This is a genomic window from Streptomyces sp. NPDC027189 (genome assembly GCF_055566975.1).
The window spans coordinates 275,259-291,959 of sequence record NZ_JBVHRI010000004.1 but is presented as its reverse complement, the minus strand read 5'-3'; the positions used below and the strand labels follow the sequence as shown (position 1 = coordinate 291,959).

At 66.7% G+C, this 16,701-nt stretch carries 13 protein-coding genes; 8 read left to right on the top strand and 5 right to left on the bottom strand.

What is annotated here, in order from left to right:
* Positions 1-40 precede the first annotated feature (40 nt).
* The 4 genes from ACZ4RZ_RS12245 to ACZ4RZ_RS12230 all read left to right on the top strand — a co-directional run bounded on the left by ACZ4RZ_RS12245 (position 41) and on the right by ACZ4RZ_RS12230 (position 6,860).
* Positions 41-2,005: a TIGR03960 family B12-binding radical SAM protein gene (locus tag ACZ4RZ_RS12245; RefSeq protein ID WP_467743894.1), complete on the top strand. Its 1,965-nt coding sequence runs from the start codon at positions 41-43 to the stop codon at positions 2,003-2,005.
* Between the two features lie 465 nt (positions 2,006-2,470).
* Positions 2,471-4,531: a restriction endonuclease gene (locus ACZ4RZ_RS12240; protein WP_467744324.1), complete on the top strand. Its 2,061-nt coding sequence runs from the start codon at positions 2,471-2,473 to the stop codon at positions 4,529-4,531.
* A gap of 355 nt (positions 4,532-4,886) precedes the next feature.
* Positions 4,887-5,702 (top strand): S1 RNA-binding domain-containing protein, encoded by an 816-nt coding sequence (locus tag ACZ4RZ_RS12235; RefSeq protein ID WP_467743893.1) that lies wholly within the window; start codon positions 4,887-4,889, stop codon positions 5,700-5,702.
* A gap of 192 nt (positions 5,703-5,894) precedes the next feature.
* Entirely contained in the window at positions 5,895-6,860 is a 966-nt protein-coding gene (locus ACZ4RZ_RS12230; RefSeq protein WP_467744323.1) for a replication initiator, read from the top strand.
* A gap of 582 nt (positions 6,861-7,442) precedes the next feature.
* Here ACZ4RZ_RS12230 and ACZ4RZ_RS12225 read toward each other — a convergent pair.
* Positions 7,443-7,841, bottom strand: coding sequence for a hypothetical protein (locus ACZ4RZ_RS12225; RefSeq protein WP_467743892.1), 399 nt, complete (start codon positions 7,839-7,841; stop codon positions 7,443-7,445).
* Complete coding sequence (locus tag ACZ4RZ_RS12220; protein ID WP_467743891.1) at positions 7,838-10,273, bottom strand: RHS repeat domain-containing protein; 2,436 nt, start codon at positions 10,271-10,273, stop codon at positions 7,838-7,840. Before ACZ4RZ_RS12220 ends, ACZ4RZ_RS12225 begins: the two co-directional genes overlap by 4 nt.
* Before the next feature lie 21 nt (positions 10,274-10,294).
* Here ACZ4RZ_RS12220 and ACZ4RZ_RS12215 point away from each other — a divergent pair, with 21 nt between their 5' ends.
* On the top strand, positions 10,295-10,792 hold the full coding sequence (locus ACZ4RZ_RS12215) for an Ig-like domain-containing protein (protein WP_467743890.1): 498 nt from the start codon (positions 10,295-10,297) through the stop codon (positions 10,790-10,792).
* A 293-nt stretch (positions 10,793-11,085) separates the two neighbouring features.
* On the opposite strand, the gene ACZ4RZ_RS12210 is transcribed toward ACZ4RZ_RS12215, so the two are convergent.
* Positions 11,086-11,847, bottom strand: a complete 762-nt coding sequence (locus ACZ4RZ_RS12210; RefSeq protein WP_467743889.1) for an SDR family NAD(P)-dependent oxidoreductase — start codon at positions 11,845-11,847, stop codon at positions 11,086-11,088.
* Positions 11,848-11,978: 131 nt separating this feature from the next.
* Between ACZ4RZ_RS12210 and ACZ4RZ_RS12205 the strand changes: the two genes are divergently transcribed.
* Positions 11,979-12,587, top strand: a complete 609-nt coding sequence (locus tag ACZ4RZ_RS12205; protein WP_467743888.1) for a TetR/AcrR family transcriptional regulator — start codon at positions 11,979-11,981, stop codon at positions 12,585-12,587.
* Positions 12,588-13,620: 1,033 nt separating this feature from the next.
* Here the strand turns inward: ACZ4RZ_RS12205 and ACZ4RZ_RS12200 are convergent.
* Both ACZ4RZ_RS12200 and arsM read right to left on the bottom strand, forming a co-directional pair.
* Positions 13,621-14,313 (bottom strand): DUF899 domain-containing protein, encoded by a 693-nt coding sequence (locus ACZ4RZ_RS12200; protein WP_467743887.1) that lies wholly within the window; start codon positions 14,311-14,313, stop codon positions 13,621-13,623.
* A gap of 245 nt (positions 14,314-14,558) precedes the next feature.
* Complete coding sequence (arsM, locus tag ACZ4RZ_RS12195; RefSeq protein ID WP_467743886.1) at positions 14,559-15,452, bottom strand: arsenite methyltransferase; 894 nt, start codon at positions 15,450-15,452, stop codon at positions 14,559-14,561.
* Between the two features lie 104 nt (positions 15,453-15,556).
* On the opposite strand from arsM, the gene ACZ4RZ_RS12190 reads away from it, so the two are divergent.
* A complete protein-coding gene (locus tag ACZ4RZ_RS12190; RefSeq protein ID WP_467743885.1) occupies positions 15,557-15,934 on the top strand; it encodes an ArsR/SmtB family transcription factor in 378 nt (125 codons plus the stop codon).
* The gene (locus ACZ4RZ_RS12185) at positions 15,931-16,671 is read left to right on the top strand and encodes an aquaporin (RefSeq protein ID WP_467743884.1); all 741 of its coding nucleotides are present in this window, start codon (positions 15,931-15,933) and stop codon (positions 16,669-16,671) included. The genes ACZ4RZ_RS12190 and ACZ4RZ_RS12185 overlap by 4 nt, the downstream gene beginning before the upstream one ends.
* The last annotated feature ends 30 nt before the right edge of the window (positions 16,672-16,701 follow it).

Sequence of the window (16,701 nt, the reverse complement as noted above, 5' to 3'; positions counted from 1 at the left end):
GCTAGATGGTCACCCCTGTCAGCTCACGAAGGTTCGCGAGATGCCTGCCGAATCCGCTGTGTCGGTCTTCCCGCAGCTCGAAGCTCTGCTCCCGCATGTGCAGAAGCCGATCCAGTACGTCGGCGGAGAGCTCAACTCCACGGTCAAGCCCTGGGACGCCTGTGACGTCCGCTGGGCGCTGATGTACCCCGACGCCTACGAGGTGGGGCTGCCCAACCAGGGCGTCATGATCCTCTACGAGGTACTGAACGAGCGCGAGGGCGTCCTCGCCGAGCGCACGTACAGCGTGTGGCCGGACCTGGAGGAGCTGATGCGCGAGCACCGGGTTCCCCAGTTCACGGTGGACAGCCACCGCCCGGTGAAGGCCTTCGACGTCTTCGGCCTGTCCTTCTCCACGGAGCTGGGCTACACGAACATGCTGGCGGCGCTGGACCTGGCCGGGATCCCCCTGGAGTCCAAGGACCGAACGCTCGACGACCCGATCGTGCTGGCCGGCGGCCACGCGGCCTTCAACCCCGAGCCGATCGCCGACTTCATCGACGCGGCGATCATCGGCGACGGCGAGCAGGCCGTGCTCGACATGACCGAGATCATCCGCGCCTGGAAGGCGGAGGGCCGCCCGGGTGGCCGCGAAGAGGTCCTCTTCCGCCTCGCGAAGACGGGCTCGGTCTACATCCCGGCCTTCTACGACGTCGAGTACCTCTCCGACGGCCGTATCGCCCGCGTCGTCCCGAACAAGTCGGGCGTCCCGTGGCGCGTGTCCAAGCACACGGTCATGGACCTCGACGAGTGGCCGTATCCCAAGCAGCCGCTGGTCCCGCTGGCCGAGACGGTCCACGAGCGCATGTCGGTCGAGATCTTCCGCGGCTGCACGCGCGGCTGCCGCTTCTGCCAGGCGGGCATGATCACGCGCCCCGTGCGCGAGCGCTCGATCACCGGCATCGGCGACATGGTGGAGAAGGGCCTGAAGGCAACGGGCTTCGAGGAGGTGGGCCTCCTTTCGTTGTCGTCGGCCGACCACTCGGAGATCGGCGACATCGCCAAGGGCCTGGCGGACAGGTACGAGGAAGACAAGATCGGCCTCTCCCTCCCCTCCACCCGCGTGGACGCCTTCAACGTGGACCTGGCGAACGAGCTGACCCGCAACGGCCGCCGCTCGGGCCTGACGTTCGCGCCGGAGGGCGGCAGCGAGCGCATGCGCAAGGTCATCAACAAGATGGTCTCGGAGGACGACCTGATCCGCACGGTCTCCACCGCCTACGGCAACGGCTGGCGCCAGGTGAAGCTGTACTTCATGTGCGGCCTGCCGACGGAGACCGACGAGGACGTCCTCCAGATCGCCGACATGGCGATGAAAGTGATCGCCGAGGGCCGCAAGGTCTCCGGGCAGAACGACATCCGCTGCACGGTGTCGATCGGCGGCTTCGTCCCGAAGCCCCACACCCCCTTCCAGTGGGCCCCGCAGCTTTCGGCGGAGGAAACGGACGCCCGCCTGGAGAAGCTGAGGGACAAGATCCGCGGCGACAAGAAGTACGGCCGCTCCATCGGCTTCCGCTACCACGACGGCAAGCCCGGCATCGTCGAGGGCCTGCTCTCCCGCGGCGACCGCCGCATCGGCTCCGTCATCCGCGCGGTCTACGAGGACGGCGGCCGCTTCGACGGCTGGCGCGAGCACTTCTCGTACGACCGCTGGATGGCCTGCGCCGAGAAGACCCTCCCCGCCTTCGGCGTGGGCGTCGACTGGTACACGACCCGCGAGCGCACCTACGAGGAAGTCCTCCCCTGGGACCACCTCGACTCCGGCCTCGACAAGGACTGGCTCTGGGAGGACTGGCAGGACTCCCTCGACGAGACCGAGGTCGAGGACTGCCGCTGGACCCCGTGCTTCGACTGCGGCGTCTGCCCGCAGATGGACACGGCCATACAAATCGGCCCGACCGGCAAGAAGCTCCTGCCTCTGACGGTCAAGAACTCGGCGCCGGCGCCTAGCGGGCACTCGCACTGACGTGAGCGAGACACTCGATCGGGTGGTTGAGGCTTTGGCTGGGGCGAGTGAGGACGAGGTGGTCGCTGTGCTGACTGCTATGGGTCCGTCGAGCCGTCGGCTGCCAGTACTCCCGGTTGTACCGCACACGCCTCTGCCGGAGCCTAGGGGAGCCTCGGACATCCACTCTGAAGTGGAGTGGGTCTGAGCCTTCGCGACGCTGTGAGGCCTGCTGTAGACCTCGCGAAGCCCCCTTCGACTTGGAGGGGGCTCCGTCGTTTCTGGGTGGGGCTGGAGGCCTCGCAGGACATGGCGTCGCCGTGCTGTGCGCGCGCTGGGACCTGCGCGGACCACTGATTTGAGTCGCCCGTGGCAAGCGGATGTCCGGGACGGTGATTGCTGGATAAAGTCGGTTTGTCACAACTGGTTGCGGGGGCAACCAAAGTTTGGTCGGTGCTGCCGACGTCCTGGGGAGGGCCTGAGCGCATGAGTCGTCGCTCTGCTGGTTTCGTCAACACGTGGGCCGAGGCGCAGCGCACGCATCAGCGCCAGATCGAGGCCGAGCAGAGACGGCGTCGAGAGGAAGACCGAGCGGCGCGTGCCCACCAGCGACGAGCGGCCCAGGAGTACCGGGAGTACCGGCAGGCGGAGGCCAGGCGACGGACCGAGGAGCTGGACGCACAGGTCGCGACACTGCAGGGGCTTCTGACCGAAGGATGCCGGGCGCCGGCTTTCAGTGCAGCGTCCTTGATGAGTGTGGAAAACATCCCGCCGTTCGACCCGGGCCCGCTCGCGTGGCCCGTCCGCATGCCTGACCAGAATCAGTACCGGGCGCAGGGCGGCTGGACGGCCAACCGGCGTGCACAGGCGGAGGCCGAGGCACGGGCCCGTTTCGAGCACGACTGGCACCAGGCACAGGCTGCCGAAGCGCAACGGCAACAGCAACTGGCCGCCTTCCAGAGGGACTACGAGCAGAGGGCCGAGGCGCAGAGAGCCGAGGTGCGACGGCACAACGCGAGCATCACCGAGGTGACGGCAGGTGTCAGGCGGGGTGACCCTGACCTTGTGGTCGAGTACTTCTCCGCCGCCCTCTACGCGTCGACCGCCTGGCCTGAAGGCTTTCCCCGGCAATTGGCGGCCGCCTTCGATCCGGCGGCCAGGCAGTTGGTGCTGAACTGGGAGCTGCCGGGTTACGACGTCGCGCCGGAGGCCAAGGCGGTGAAGTACGTACCGGCCCAGGACCAGGACAAGGAGACGGCGCGCCCCGTGACGCAGCGCCGTGCACTGTATCGAGAGGTACTGGCGCAGAGCGTGCTGCTGGTTCTGCACCAGCTCTTCGCTGCGGATGAGCACGGCATTGTGGATTCGGTGGCGTTGAACGGCTTCGTTGACGCCCCCGACCCCGCGACCGGTAGGCAGTCCCACATCTACCTGGCCACCGTCATGGCTCAGCGAGCCGCCTTCACGGACTTGTACTTGGAACAGGTGGACGCGACCAGCTGCCTGACGGAGGCACTTCGGGGGCAGCTCACGACCCGTCCTGACCAGCTCACCTCGGTGCGGCCGAGTCGGCAGCCCGAGGAGGTCGGGAATCAGGTCGTCACCCATGGCGGCGGGGGCGAGGAGCCGGACCTGTACGACATGGATCCGATCGCGTTCGAGGCCCTCGTCGCCGACCTGTTCCGTGCCATGGGTATGCAGGCAGTGACGACGCAGCGTTCGAACGACGGTGGCGTGGACGTCGACGCGCTGGACCCGACTCCCATCCGGGGCGGCAAGATCGTCGTCCAGGTGAAGCGCTACCGCAACACCGTGCCGCCTACCGCGGTACGCGACCTGTACGGCACGGTCCAGGACGCGGGCGCCAACAAGGGCGTTCTGGTGACGACGTCGGGATTCGGCCCCGGTTCGCACACCTTCGCCCGCGGCAAGCCGCTGGAGCTGATCTCGGGCGGCGAACTCGTAGACCTGCTGCACCGGCACGGGCTCCGTGGACGTCTGGGAGAAGGTGGGAGACCGGCTCCCGCGCAGCCCGCGCCGCCCGGGCCCGCGACTCCGCCTGATGACTACAACGTGCTCGGCATGATGTGGTCCGGCAACGTCGCGTTGGACGTCTGTGCACTGGTCTGCACGGGGAACCGGGTCCTCAGCGAGGACCACTTCGTCTTCTTCAACAACCCGCAGACACCGGATGGTTCGGTACGTGCGGTGCCGGCCTCGGCGCCGGACAAAGCGGCGATCAGAGTCGCCTTCGACGCGCTGCCGCAGGGCGCTGACCGGTTCGTCCTGGTCGCGGCCGTGGACCCTGAGGTCAATCCGGACGCGGATCTTTCCGGCTTCACTGATGCCTGTATCCGGTTGCTCGACCGGTCGATGAGCGACCTCGACCGACTTGAGGTCTCTGACGGCCGCGCAGGCGAAACGGCGTTGGTCCTCGGTTCTTTCCGCCGCAGGTCAAGTGGCGACTGGGACTTTGTACTGGGCGGAAAGGGCTACAGGGGAGGCCTGGAGGAGCTCGTCCAGGATTACGGCATCGAGGTGGAGTAGCCCGGGTGATGTCGTGACTATTGCTGCGCCTGCCGGCAGATGGACACGGCCATACAAATCGGCCCGACCGGCAAGAAGCTGCTGCCGCTGACGGTCAAGAACGCTGGTCCGGCGCCCGCATCGAGTGGTCACACGCACTGACGTGAGCGGGGCACTCGATCGGGTGATTGAGGCGCTGGCGGGGGCTAGCGAAGAGGAGGTGGCTGCGCTGATGGCTGCGGCGGGTGTTCCGCGTCCGCGTCGGCCGGTGCTGTCGGCCTCCTCCCGTACGCCTTTGCCCATGCTGGGGAGTAGGGCAGCCATTCAGTCGGAGGTGGAGTGGGTTTAGCGATCTCTCCGTGAGAGCCTTTGCGGTATGGGGGATGCGCCGGCTGGACCGGCCGTCCGAAAGTTTCTGGCGGCGTTCCGTGTCGGTGACGTCTGCCACGGGACGGTCGCTGCGGTTTCTCGGTCTGAGATATCGGTGATCCTGGACGGCTTCACCGCCCAGCCGCTCGGGACGGTGTGGCCGTTGGACGGTTCCTGGCATCGGCGCTTCGCGGACGTTGCTGTGGTCGGGCAGAGGATCACCGGTGAGGTGACTGCTGTGGATCTGGATGCGGGCCGGGTGCGGCTGTCGACGGCGGCCACTGAGAACCCGGAGCTCTGGGCGTTCCTCAAGCGGCTTCGTCGTGGTGAGTTCCTGGCCGGCACGGTGGCGGCGATCGAGCGGTTCGGCGTCTTCGTGGCGTTGGATGAGGGCCCTGAGCATCCGGTGTATCCCGGCGTCGGCTTCATCACCTATCCCGAGCTGTCCTGGCGTCGTTTCGAGGCGGCGTCCGATGTCGTTGAGGTCGGGCAGCGGGTGTCGTGCGAGTTCTTGCAGTTCGACACATGGAACGGGGAGGCTCGGCTGTCCCTGCGGGCGATGCGGCCGGACCCCTTCTTGGTGTTCGCCGAAGGCATCGTGGTGGGCCAAAGACTGAGCGGGCGGGCGACCAAGCTGGTCCCGTTCGGCGTCTTCGTACAGGTCGCCGATGGCCTTGAGGGCCTGGTGCATCTGTCTGAGCTGAGCTCGGTGCCCGTGGCGGCGCCAGAGGATGTCGTACAGATCGGCGATCAGCTGACGGTCGTCGTCACGGACATCGACCTAGAGCGACGCCGACTGTCGCTCTCTCGGCGGCAAGCCTGAGCGGTTGCGGTTCGGACCGTGCCCGCAGATGGATACGTTCAGTTGCGGTGAGAGTTGAGTGATCAGCCGAGCGAGCAAGGTGGACTCGCTCCTTGGCGGCAAGAACGTCCCTGATGCTGTCCGGCACCGACCGCGGCTCTTCATCACCCTCACCGCTCCGTCGTTCGGGCCTGTTCACCGTGCTGGGGAGCGCTGCCGACCCCGTTTCGCGACGGCGGGCGGTGCGAGCACGGACAGCCCCTCGGCTGCGGTGCCGTACACGACGTGACTGATTCCGCCGTCGGGCAACCTGTCTGCGCCGACTGCTACGACTACGCGGCACACGTTCTCTGGCGCACGCATGCGGGCAAGCTCTGGGACCGCTTCGTCATCGGCGTCCGACGCCAACTCGCCTCGGCGGTGGGACTGGCGCAGTCCCGCTTCGCGGACCACGCACGGCTTTCCTTCGCGCGAGTCGCCGAGTATCAGAAGCGGGCTGCCGTCCATGTGCACGCTGTCGTGCGCCTCGACGGCCCGGCCGGACCGAGCGACGAACCCCCGCTTTGGGGATCCGTGGACCGACTCATCAATGCTGTACGAGGATCCGCACAACGGGTCGTGCTTCGCACCTCTCACAGTCCCGCCGTCGGCGAACTCGACCTTCGCTGGGGCGCCCAAATCGACGCCCGTCCTCTGCGCGCCGGCGGCCCCGGCTCGGACGACGACGCCGTGGCCCCGTACGTCGCGAAGTACGTCACCAAGGGCGCAGGTGAGACAGGCGCCGGCACCGACTACCGGCTGACCACCTGGGACGACATAGGCGCGGCGCGTGTCACCGACCATGTACGGGCGCTCATGCGTACCTGCTGGTGCCTTGGAGGTCTTCCCGAGTACGCGCCGCTGCACCTGCGTTCGTGGGCTCATTCACTCGGCTACCGGGGGCACATCCTCACGAAGTCCCGTGCGTACTCGACGACTTACGCAGCGCTGCGTGCCGAACGTGCCCATCACGTGAGCTTCCCGCAAACCCCCGGCACGGTCACTGATGCGCACTGGCGCTACGTCGGCTCCGGCCACACTTCCGGAGCCGCCCTGATCGCGGCTGGCATCGCCGAAGACCTCGAGTTGTCCCGGACATTCCACGCAGAGGCGGAGGAAGAGGGGGAGTGGAGCCGGTAAGAGCCGCAGCCAAGCATCACGCCGGGGCTCCCCGCAAGACTCCTTTGCCGCGGCTCTCGGCTGCCGAACGGAAGAGCACGATCGAGAGCGAGATCGTCATCGTGGACGCCGACGGCACGGAGAGACTATTCGATCTGTCAACGTGGTTCGGCGGAAGCCGAGTCCGGAGTGATCAAGACGCGTAATTGGCCAGGCAGGGCGAGCGAAGGGAGGCCGGTCCTTTTCAGAGAGCATCTGATCAATCGACCCAAGCCGGCAACCCGTCCCCGCCCGCACGCTGTGCGCCCGCCACTGGACCATGGCGCGACCGACGGCGTGTAGGTCCACCAGCCCGCCCATCGCCTGGCGCGTCCGCGCCGCCAGAAAGCTGCACCCGATCCGCGACTTCGCTCTACCGCGCATACGGCGGGTGCGATGCCGACCAACCTAATTTTGGGCCTAGCGGAAGCCGGAGGAGCAGAAGCTGGGTCTGCATTCTGATCGCCTCTTCTCTCCGGCAACCGCCTGTCGCCTTATACGTCTTCTCGCCGAGATAGGTGCAGCCAAGGCCAGGTGCGGAAAATGCGTCCCGAATGACTCTGCCTAATCCCTGTCGATCCGTTCGTTTGCCACGTCTCTGACTTCACTCCACGGATCGGATCGGAGTCTTTCGAGCACGGCTCTGGGCGTCCGCTTGTGGCGAGCGACCGCCAACCTCACAGACTCATCAGGATCCATCGCCATTTCCGTCAGTACCTCAGAGGGCAACTTGCGCTTCATGGCCACCATGAATCTCACGTTGGAGTCGGGGTCCGCCGCAAGCACCCGAAGAATCTCAAGAGGCACCGTCTTATTCTGCGCCACCCAGACGCGAGTGTCCGGATGGCGCTCGACGAGCTCTGTCCACACTTCCAGGGCTGCCGACTCGACGCTCGCCCGTCGCTGTTCGTCGGGGTCCTCGCTGAAGCGCAGCTGGATGAACTCTTCGGCTGACTGGATCACCTTCCAACGCCCCTCAGCTGGCTCCAGGGGATGAATCGACCGACCTCGCCCTTCCACTTGTCGTACATGTAGTCACCGTACTTGTCCGCGTCCCGGACCCACTCCAGTCCCTTCTTGGTCTCCTTGAACACCTTGAAGGCCGACTGTGCAGTTTTTCCGTGGTTGGCCACATCAGCGGTCCACCACAGGCCGTCCGAGGTGCTCTTGTAGAACGTCGTATTAAACGGCCCACCCTTCATGATCTTCGAGGAACCTTCGGCAGTGAGGTGCCATAGGCCACGCCCGACGACTTCCGCGCCCTCAGCGGCAAGGCGCTTGCCTCCGCCCTGGACGGGAAACGGCACCATGCTTGCGTAGAGCCCGAAGTTGTACACCTTCGGGCATGTCGGCTGGACGCCAGTGATGTAGCCGAAGGTGCCGAAGGTGAAGCCGTCAACGAAGCCTAGGCCCGCCTGGCCCACTACGTTGACAGCCCCGTTCGTCAAGGTGTCAGAGAGGGCTTTGGCCTCCTGGGCGGCAGCGGACTTCTGAGCTGCCTCGCGGTCTTCCTTCTGGCAGTTGTTGTTCCATCCCCAATTGCCGGTGAAGGCGTCCTTCAGCTGAGTGGTGACACTGCACATGCCGCTGGGGTCGGTGCGGCTGGTCGGCATGTTCTCGACGTAGGCGTAGGGCTGGGTGTACGCCGTGTCTTGTTCGGGGACGTAAGGATCCCGTGTGCTGAAGCGTCCTGTGCCCGGGTCGTAGTTGCGAGCCCGCAGGTAGTAGCCCGCAGCGCTGGTTGTCGGCTCTTTGTACTCCCCGGTGAAGGTGAACCTGTTGACTGGCGGGCTGGCCGCGATGTTCGTGGTGGTCAGCTCGCCGAAGGCGTTGTAGTCGTACGCGGTTTGTGCGGCGCCGGCCGAATCGGTGATGTCGGTGACGGAACCGAGCAGGTCGTGGTGGTAGTAGAAGGCACCGGATCCGGTGGTCTCAGCCTGGATCTGGTCACCCGGGTTGTACTGGTAATCGGCGATGAGGCTCCCGGATCCGTTGGATTCGGTCGCAACGCGTGGCAAGTCGTCGCCGTAGTTGATGTCCCACGTGGTGGTGCGTAGTGCTGCGCCGTTCTTGGTCGCTTGGGTGCGCAGGCCGTCTGCGTCGTATGTGAATCCGTAGTTTGCGGAGCTGGTGGTGACGCCGGTCAGGCGGTCTTCGGCGTCGTAGCCAAAGGTAGTGCTGCCCGCTTTGGTCTGGTTGCCGTCGGCGTCGTAGTCGTATGGCGTGGTGGACGTACCAGTAACCGTCTGCGCGATGCGGTCGGCGTTGTCATAGCTGTAGTTGGTGATCGCCCCACCGGAGGCGGTGCGCGTCTTGCGGTTGCCGACCTTGTCGTAGGTGTAGGTGTCCGTAGGTTCACCGGCAGGGCATGCCGCGGCCTTGGTGGCGGAGGTGCATTCCGTGAGCAGGCGGCCGACCTGGTCATAGGTGTAGTACGCGGACTTGGCGCTGCTCCCGTGGGCCTTGTCCACGCGCCAGGGCTGTCCCGTGGGATCGAGTTCCGCGTGCCAGGACGAAAGGACGCTGGTGCTCTTGGCACTGGTGACGTCGGTCAGTCGGCCCGCGCGGTCGTAGGTTCGCGTCTCCTGGTGACCGTTGGCGGTCGGCAGTGTGACGCGTGAGAGCTGGCGTGCGGCGGTGTACCCGTAGGTGGTCTTCAGTCCGTCGGTAGTGCTGGAGTCCCTGTTGCCGTCGGAGGTGTAGGTGAAGGTGGTGGTGCGCCCATCGGGGTAGGTGCGCCCGGTGAGCTGGCCCGCGTCGTCGTAGGTGTAGCTGAAGCCCTGGGCCTGGCCCTTCGTGATGACCGACTTGAGACGAGAATCCTTGTAGTACTCGAGTGTGCGGGTTCCCGTGGTGTCCGTGATGGTCTTGCGTGTGCCGTCCGCGTTGTAGGTGAAGGAAACGCTGGGTGTGCCGTCCGAGTACACCGTCGAGTCCGGCCAGTTGTTCGCGTTGTATGTGGTGGTCGCCAACGTGCCCCGTGCGTTGGTGACCGTGTCGTGGTTTCCGTCCGGATCGTAGCCGTAGGTGACGGTGTGGTTGAGTGGATCGGTGATCGACTTCAGCCGATGTGCCGCGTCGTAGTCGTACGTGGTGGTGTGCTGGTTGTCGTCGGTGCGCGTCTTGACGTTGCCGGCCGTGTCGTACGCGTACGTCGTAACGCCGCCGTCTGCAGCAGTGATCGTCTTGAGTCGTGCGAGGGCGTCGTAGCCGTAGTCCGTTCTGTGCTGGTTGGCATCGACTTGCCCGCTGATCAGACCTCGGCTGTCGTACTCCGTGGTCTTGGTGTTGCCCAGCGGATCCGTGACGGTCGCCTTTCCGCCGGCCTCCGGATAGCGGTAATGGGTGGTGTATGACTCCGGGTCGGCACCCGCGGCTACGTCACCAACCGTCAACTCATCGGGGGCAGTGTGTCGGTGATCGACACCGCCACCAACACCGTCACCACCACCATCCCCGCCGGCAACGGCCCCTTCGGTGTGGCGATCGGCACCGTCACCACCGAGCGCACCCCGACCACCCTGAGCCTGAAGGTGAAGAAAGGGAAGGACGCCTGGGGCAACAACCGTGTCACTCTGAAGGCCAAGCTGACCACCGAGGGCCGGCCCCTTGAAGGCAAGACCATCGACTTCACCACCGACTCCACCCTGCGGTGCACCGAGACGACCGACAGCAACGGCAAGGCCACCTGCAAGGTCCCGGGCAAGCAGGACAAGAAGACCTGCTACACCGCTACGTTCGCCGGTGACGACACCTACGAGGCCTCCAGCGCCACCGTCTGCAAGAGGATCCACTATGGCAAGTCCGACGCCTGGCCAGGACTGCTCGACCCGACCGACGTCGATGACGATGTGACCGACAAGGTGCAGCCCGCCATGGCCTCGGCAGGTCTGTCGGACCGAGACCACCGGTAGTCGCTTGCCCGATGGCGTACGGACCAGGCACAGGGAGTCCATGACGACCTGGTCCGTACACCCCGGCCGCCTCGACACCGCAACCGCCTTGGCAACAGGGCCCCGAACGGCACTTCGTAGAGCGAGAGGCCTTCCTGGCGCGGGCGTCGAGCGCAGGCCAAGGTCAGCCAACTGACACCGCCCATCGGTGTTCCGGTCCGGTGGGGTTCATCCCGTAGGTCGCCTGGTTGGTGACAACGGCGAGGATCCTGCTTGCCGCCATGGTCCCTCCCTGCTCGTCTCGGGCTCGGTGGTCAGGCCTGCTCGGTGGGGCGTACGAGCATCTCGTTGACGGCGACGTGCCGGGGGCGGGTGGCGATGTAGCCGATGGCGTCGGCGATGTCCTGGCTCTGCAGCCGCTCGATGTCGCCCAGGCCGGCGACGATCAGCTGCTGGACGACTTCCGAGTTGTGGGTGCGCAGTTCGGTGTCGACGCTGCCCGGCTCGACGACGGACACGCGGACGTGCTGGCGTCCCAGTTCCTGGCGCAGTGCCTCGCTGAAGCCTCCGACGCCGAACTTGGTGGCGCTGTACACGGCGGACATGGCGAAGGCGGTGCGGCCGTTCACCGAGCTGATGTTGATGATGTCGGCGACCTGGCGCGGCGCGTCGGCGGCGGCCTTGACCAGGTGGGGGACGGCCGCGTGGGTGGTGTACATCAGGCCCATGAGGTTGATGTCGATCATGCGCTGCCAGTCGTTCAGGTCCGCGCCGGGGGTGGGCCCGAGGAGCATGAGGCCGGCGTTGTTGACCAGGATGTCCAGGCGGCCAAGGTCCTCGACGGTCCGCTCGACCGCTTCCGCGGCGGCCTGGGCGGTGGTGATGTCGGCGGGCACGACCAGAGCCTTCCCGCCCTCCTCGGAGATTTCCGCGGCGAGGCCGGTGAGCCGGTCCTCGCGCCGGCCGACCAGGGCCACGGAGGCGCCCTCGCGGGCGAGCTCCAGCGCTGTGGCGTGGCCGATGCCGCTGGAGGCCCCGGTGACCAGGGCGACGGTTCCTTCAAGACGACGAGTCATAGTTCAAGCCTTTCGATACGAGGCACGGCCACCTTGCTGCGGACCGCGCGGGATAAGGGGAATACGGCCCTGCTGGTGGGGCCGTACGGGGTGGAGGCCGCTCAAGGCCGGGCCGAGGGCACAATGGGGAAGTGAGCATCACTGGGCAGAAGACCACCGACGCCGCACGTCACGGGACCAAGACTGCGGGAGACCTGCCGCCTCGCGAGCGCCTCGTGCAGGCCGCGTCGCGGCTGTTCTATTACGAGGGTGTCCGCGCGATCGGCGTGGAGCGGCTGATCGCCGAGGCCGGGGTGACGAAGGCGACCTTCTACCGGCACTTCGCCTCCAAGGACGACCTGGTCGTGGCCTATCTGCTGACCAAGGACGCCTACTACAAGGAGGTGGCCGAACCGCTGGCCGCCGCGCATCCGCCCGCGGAGGCGATCGACCTGATCTTCGAGGCGATCGCCGAGCACGCCCGCGAGCGCGGCTTTCGCGGATCGCCGTTCCTGAACGCGGCCGCCGAGTACCCGGACGCCACCCATCAGGTCCGCGGCCTGGTGGCGTCCCACCGGGACTGGATCCGCACCCTCTTCCAGGAACTGCTCACCCGGCTCGGCCACGCCGCCCCGGAGTCGGCCGCCGGCGCGCTGCTGATGCTGTACGACGGCGCGATGGCCGCCGGCTACCTGGACGACTCGACGGCCGCCCACAAGACCCTGCTGAACGCGGTCCGGCTGATCCGATCGGGCGGCTGACCCCACCGAGGCCGCGGGAAACACCGGCCCTCTGTCGGACCCCGGCCAGGCCGGGGCGCGGGTTGCTTTCATGGAACCTTTTGATCTCTCTTCGACGTGCGCCGGGGACCCACTGGCAGTTCCCCGGCTGGAGGCAGTCCCGCCCGGAAGGCCATCCTTCAAGAGGTAGGAAGACCGGTCGTTCTACCTGTCGACGATAACCCCCCTTGGCGTCCGCATGCCACTGGTCGAGCCACTTGTGGGATCCCTCACTGGTCCGCCGCTGTTCTCGCCGTCGGTCCAGAGGGCCATCCATGACGCGCAGCTCACAGACATGCGGCGGCGGTCGCTGTACAGCAGCGGAGTTCTCCAACCGCTACAGCCGAAGGTGGCTGTCAAAGGCCGTCGATGCCCCATTGGCCAGTGCCCTGGACTGCAATCGTCGTCCGGCCGAGAGTTCGGGACGAAGACGTCGTGGTGCGTTTCGTGGCCCAAGAACGCTGCGTCGACGGCCGCGTCGAGTGGTCATGCGCACTGACGTGGGCGAGGCACTCGAAGGGGTGACTGAGGCCCTGCGGGGGTGAGTGAGGAGGAGGCGGGCGCTGTTGGCGCCTCGCGTCCTCGCCCCCAGGTGTTGGCGTCCTCCTCCCGGGCGCCGTTGCCAGGCCCTGGAGGCGTCTCGCAGATCGCGTCAGAGGTGGAGTGGGTCTGAGGGCCGTTCCAGGCTCTTGGGCGGCTGTGTGATCGGTAAAGCCCCCTTCCCGATGGGGAGGGGGGCTCGCTGGCCTGGAGTTCGTGAGTCTGGCCCTGTGGGTCCGGTAACCGCGGCTGAGTCATCAACAACCGCAACTGACCCTCAGCAGCCGTCTATAGCCGATTGACCAGCCCGTTAGACCTCAGTGACCACCCAGCCGAGAGTTCGGGACGAAGAGGCTGTGCCAGACCCGCACAAGCGCGGCACCCACTTGCTGGGCGTCGGCGACGCCGGGCGATGGTCACCCCGTCGTGCACCGGCGGCATCACCGAGCCCACCCGCTCATCTGCCGTGATCAGTTCAGCCGCCAGGGCCCGAGCCGTAGAGCGCAGCGATGTCCTTGGACGTCGCCCACCGGCTGTAGGTGGGCGACTGAGGCCAGCCCTCGGGCGAGTCCTGCCATTCCTCCTGCCGTCCGTACGGTAGGACATCGATCAGCGCGAAGGTGTGACTGAGCTGCTCGGTACCCCGACCGTTGGTGTGCCAGGTGCGATAGACGGTGTCGCCGTCGCGCAGGAACACGTTGACCGCGAATCCTCCGTCGGGCGGTGCGCCGACGTCGGACCCGAATGAGCTGTTGGCAGTCGAGTACCACGCCATCTGGTTGCCGACCCGCTGCTTGTAGGCGAGTGCCTCTTTGATCGGGCCCTGGGTGACGATGACGAATCGCGCATCGTAGTTGTCCAGGAACTCCAGGCGGGTGTACTGCGAGGTGAACCCCGTGCAGCCCGGGCACTGCCATTCCTTGCCGGCGAACCACATGTGGTTGTAGACGATCAGTTGCCTCTTGCCTGCGAAGACGTCCGCCAGCCGAACGAGGCCGTCCTCGCCCTCGAGGGTGTAGTCGGGCATCTCGACCATCGGCAGGCGACGACGTTCGGCTGCGATGGCGTCGAGCTCCCGCGTCGCGGCCTTCTCCCGGGCGCGCAGTGCCTCGAGCCGGCGCTCCCAAGTTGTGGCGTCGACGACGGGTGGTAGTGCGTGGGTGGTCATGGTCCCCTCACAGAGCTCGTGCGCAGTTTTCGCTTGTGCAGAGGTAGACCCCACCGGGCTCCGGAACTCATCGGTCGCCCGGCCGACGAGGCAGCAGGATGCCCAAAACTCGGCATCACCACTGGTAAGGAGGCTTAGGAAGGCGACAGAGGGCCTCCGCCCTCTTCAAGTCCTCCAAGAGCCACCGGGCGGTTACGGGTGGCTGCCTGCCCGCAGATGGATACGTTCACACAAGGCTGTCCGGGTCAGTTCTGGCAGCCGCAGCCTGCTGCGGTCTTCGCCTCTGTGACCGTGACACCGGGGTCGGCCGAGGTTTCGGCGGTTGTGCAGCAAGCGTTGACGCCGCAGCACGCATCGGCCGACCGGGTCGTGTGGGACGCCTGCGTCTCGGTCTGTGGCTTGGTGGCGCGGACGATGGCGGAGTGCATGCTGTCGGCCACGAGGTGCGTAGAGGTGATCTCGACGTTCACGAACCCTGCCGCCTCAAGGCCTTCGCGGTACTCGGTGAACGACAGGGCGCCCGCGATGCAGCCGACGTAGTCGCCGCGTTCCGCGCGCTGCTCGGGTGTCAGGGTGTCGTCGGCGACCACGTCGGAGACACCGATGCGGCCGCCGGGCTTCAGGACGCGGAACGTCTCGGCGAACACCGCCGCCTTGTCGGTCGACAGGTTGATCACACAGTTGGAGATCACCGCGTCGATGGTGTTCGCAGGGAGCGGGATGGCCTCGATGGTGCCCTTGAGGAACTCGACGTTCGTCGCGCCTGCCTTCTTCGCGTTGGCCAGGGCGAGTTCGAGCATCTCGTCGGTCATGTCGAGGCCGTATGCCTTGCCGGTGGGGCCGACGCGACGGGCCGAGAGCAGGACGTCGATGCCGCCGCCGGAGCCGAGGTCGAGGACGCGTTCGCCTTCGTGGAGATCGGCAACGGCGGTCGGGTTGCCGCAGCCCAGTGAGGCAGCGACGGCCTCGGCAGGCAGGGCGTCGCGCTCGTCGGCGGCGTAGAGGGTGGAGCCGAAGTTCTCGTCTGCCTCGACCGGCTGCGGCCCGCAACAGGCGGTGCCGCCCTCGGTCACCTTCACGGCTGCGGCGGCATACCGCTGGCGGACGGTCTCGCGCAGTTCAGTGGACTGCTCGCTCATGGCTCACTCCTGGATGACGGGGCATGGCAGGCCCCGGAAGGGCTTGTATTGACGTCCATTGATGCAACCTTGCGCCTTGGATCGAAAAACGTCAACATAGAGGCATGTCGAAACAAGAGCTCGCGGTGATCGGCCAGGACACGGATGGCGCCTGCTGTCAGGGACTGGCCTCCGCCCCGCTGGCCGAGGATCAGGCCGTCGAACTGGCGAAGGCGTTCAAGGCGCTGGGGGACCCGGTGCGGCTGCGGCTGCTCTCGATGATCGCTTCGAGGGAGGGCGGCGAGGTGTGCGTGTGTGAGCTGACGCCCGCGTTCGAGCTGTCCCAGCCGACGATCTCCCACCACCTCAAGCTGCTGCGGCAGGCCGGACTCATCGACTGTGAGCGTCGTGGAACCTGGGTCTACTACTGGGTGTTGCCCGGCGTCCTGGACCGGCTGGGCGCATTCCTGACCACTCCTGAGCCCGCTGGGGTGACCTCGTGAGCGCGTCGCTTGGGCGGCGTGCCGTGGCCGAACTGGTGGGGACGGCCGCGCTGGTCGCGGTGGTGGTCGGATCCGGTATCCAGGCGACTGAGCTGTCACGGGACGTCGGCGTGCAGTTGCTCGCGAACTCGCTCGCCACCGTTTTCGGCCTGGCCGTGCTGATCACGCTGCTCGGGCCGGTCTCCGGGGCCCACTTCAACCCGGCAGTCACCCTGGCCGCCTGGTTCACCGGACGGAAAAGCGGCGACGGGATGACCGCACGCGAAGTAGCCGCGTACGTCCCTGCCCAGATCGTGGGCGCCATCGGCGGCGCGGTGCTGGCCGACGCGATGTTCGCCGAACCGTTGGTGACGTGGTCCACGCACGACCGCTCCGCCGGCCACCTGTGGCTGGGCGAGATCGTGGCAACCGCCGGGCTCATCCTGCTGATCTTCGGCCTGACCCGAACCGATCGCGCCCACCTCGCATCAGCTGCGGTGGCGTCCTACATCGGGGCCGCGTACTGGTTCACGTCCTCCACATCGTTCGCGAACCCGGCGGTGACGGTCGGCCGGGCCTTCACTGACACGTTCGCGGGGATCGCCCCGGCCTCCGTCGTCCCGTTCATCGCCGCGCAACTGGTCGGTGCCATGGTCGGCCTGGGCCTGCTGGCGGCGGTGTTCGGCCGACCGGCGCCCGCTGAGACAGACGTCGTCGTCCCTCACGGTGAGACCGAACTCGCCCCGTCCGCTCCCTGAGCCCACCTCCTCCCTGGAAAGACACCTGCC

Coding starts and splice junctions, on each gene's coding strand:
- ACZ4RZ_RS12245 (WP_467743894.1), top strand. CDS start 41: ATGCCTGCCGAATCCGCTGTGTCGGTCTTCCCGCAGCTCGAAGCTCTG.
- ACZ4RZ_RS12235 (WP_467743893.1), top strand. CDS start 4,887: ATGGGGGATGCGCCGGCTGGACCGGCCGTCCGAAAGTTTCTGGCGGCG.
- ACZ4RZ_RS12210 (WP_467743889.1), bottom strand. CDS start 11,847: ATGACTCGTCGTCTTGAAGGAACCGTCGCCCTGGTCACCGGGGCCTCC.
- arsM (WP_467743886.1), bottom strand. CDS start 15,452: ATGAGCGAGCAGTCCACTGAACTGCGCGAGACCGTCCGCCAGCGGTAT.
- ACZ4RZ_RS12200 (WP_467743887.1), bottom strand. CDS start 14,313: ATGACCACCCACGCACTACCACCCGTCGTCGACGCCACAACTTGGGAG.
- ACZ4RZ_RS12190 (WP_467743885.1), top strand. CDS start 15,557: ATGTCGAAACAAGAGCTCGCGGTGATCGGCCAGGACACGGATGGCGCC.
- ACZ4RZ_RS12240 (WP_467744324.1), top strand. CDS start 2,471: ATGAGTCGTCGCTCTGCTGGTTTCGTCAACACGTGGGCCGAGGCGCAG.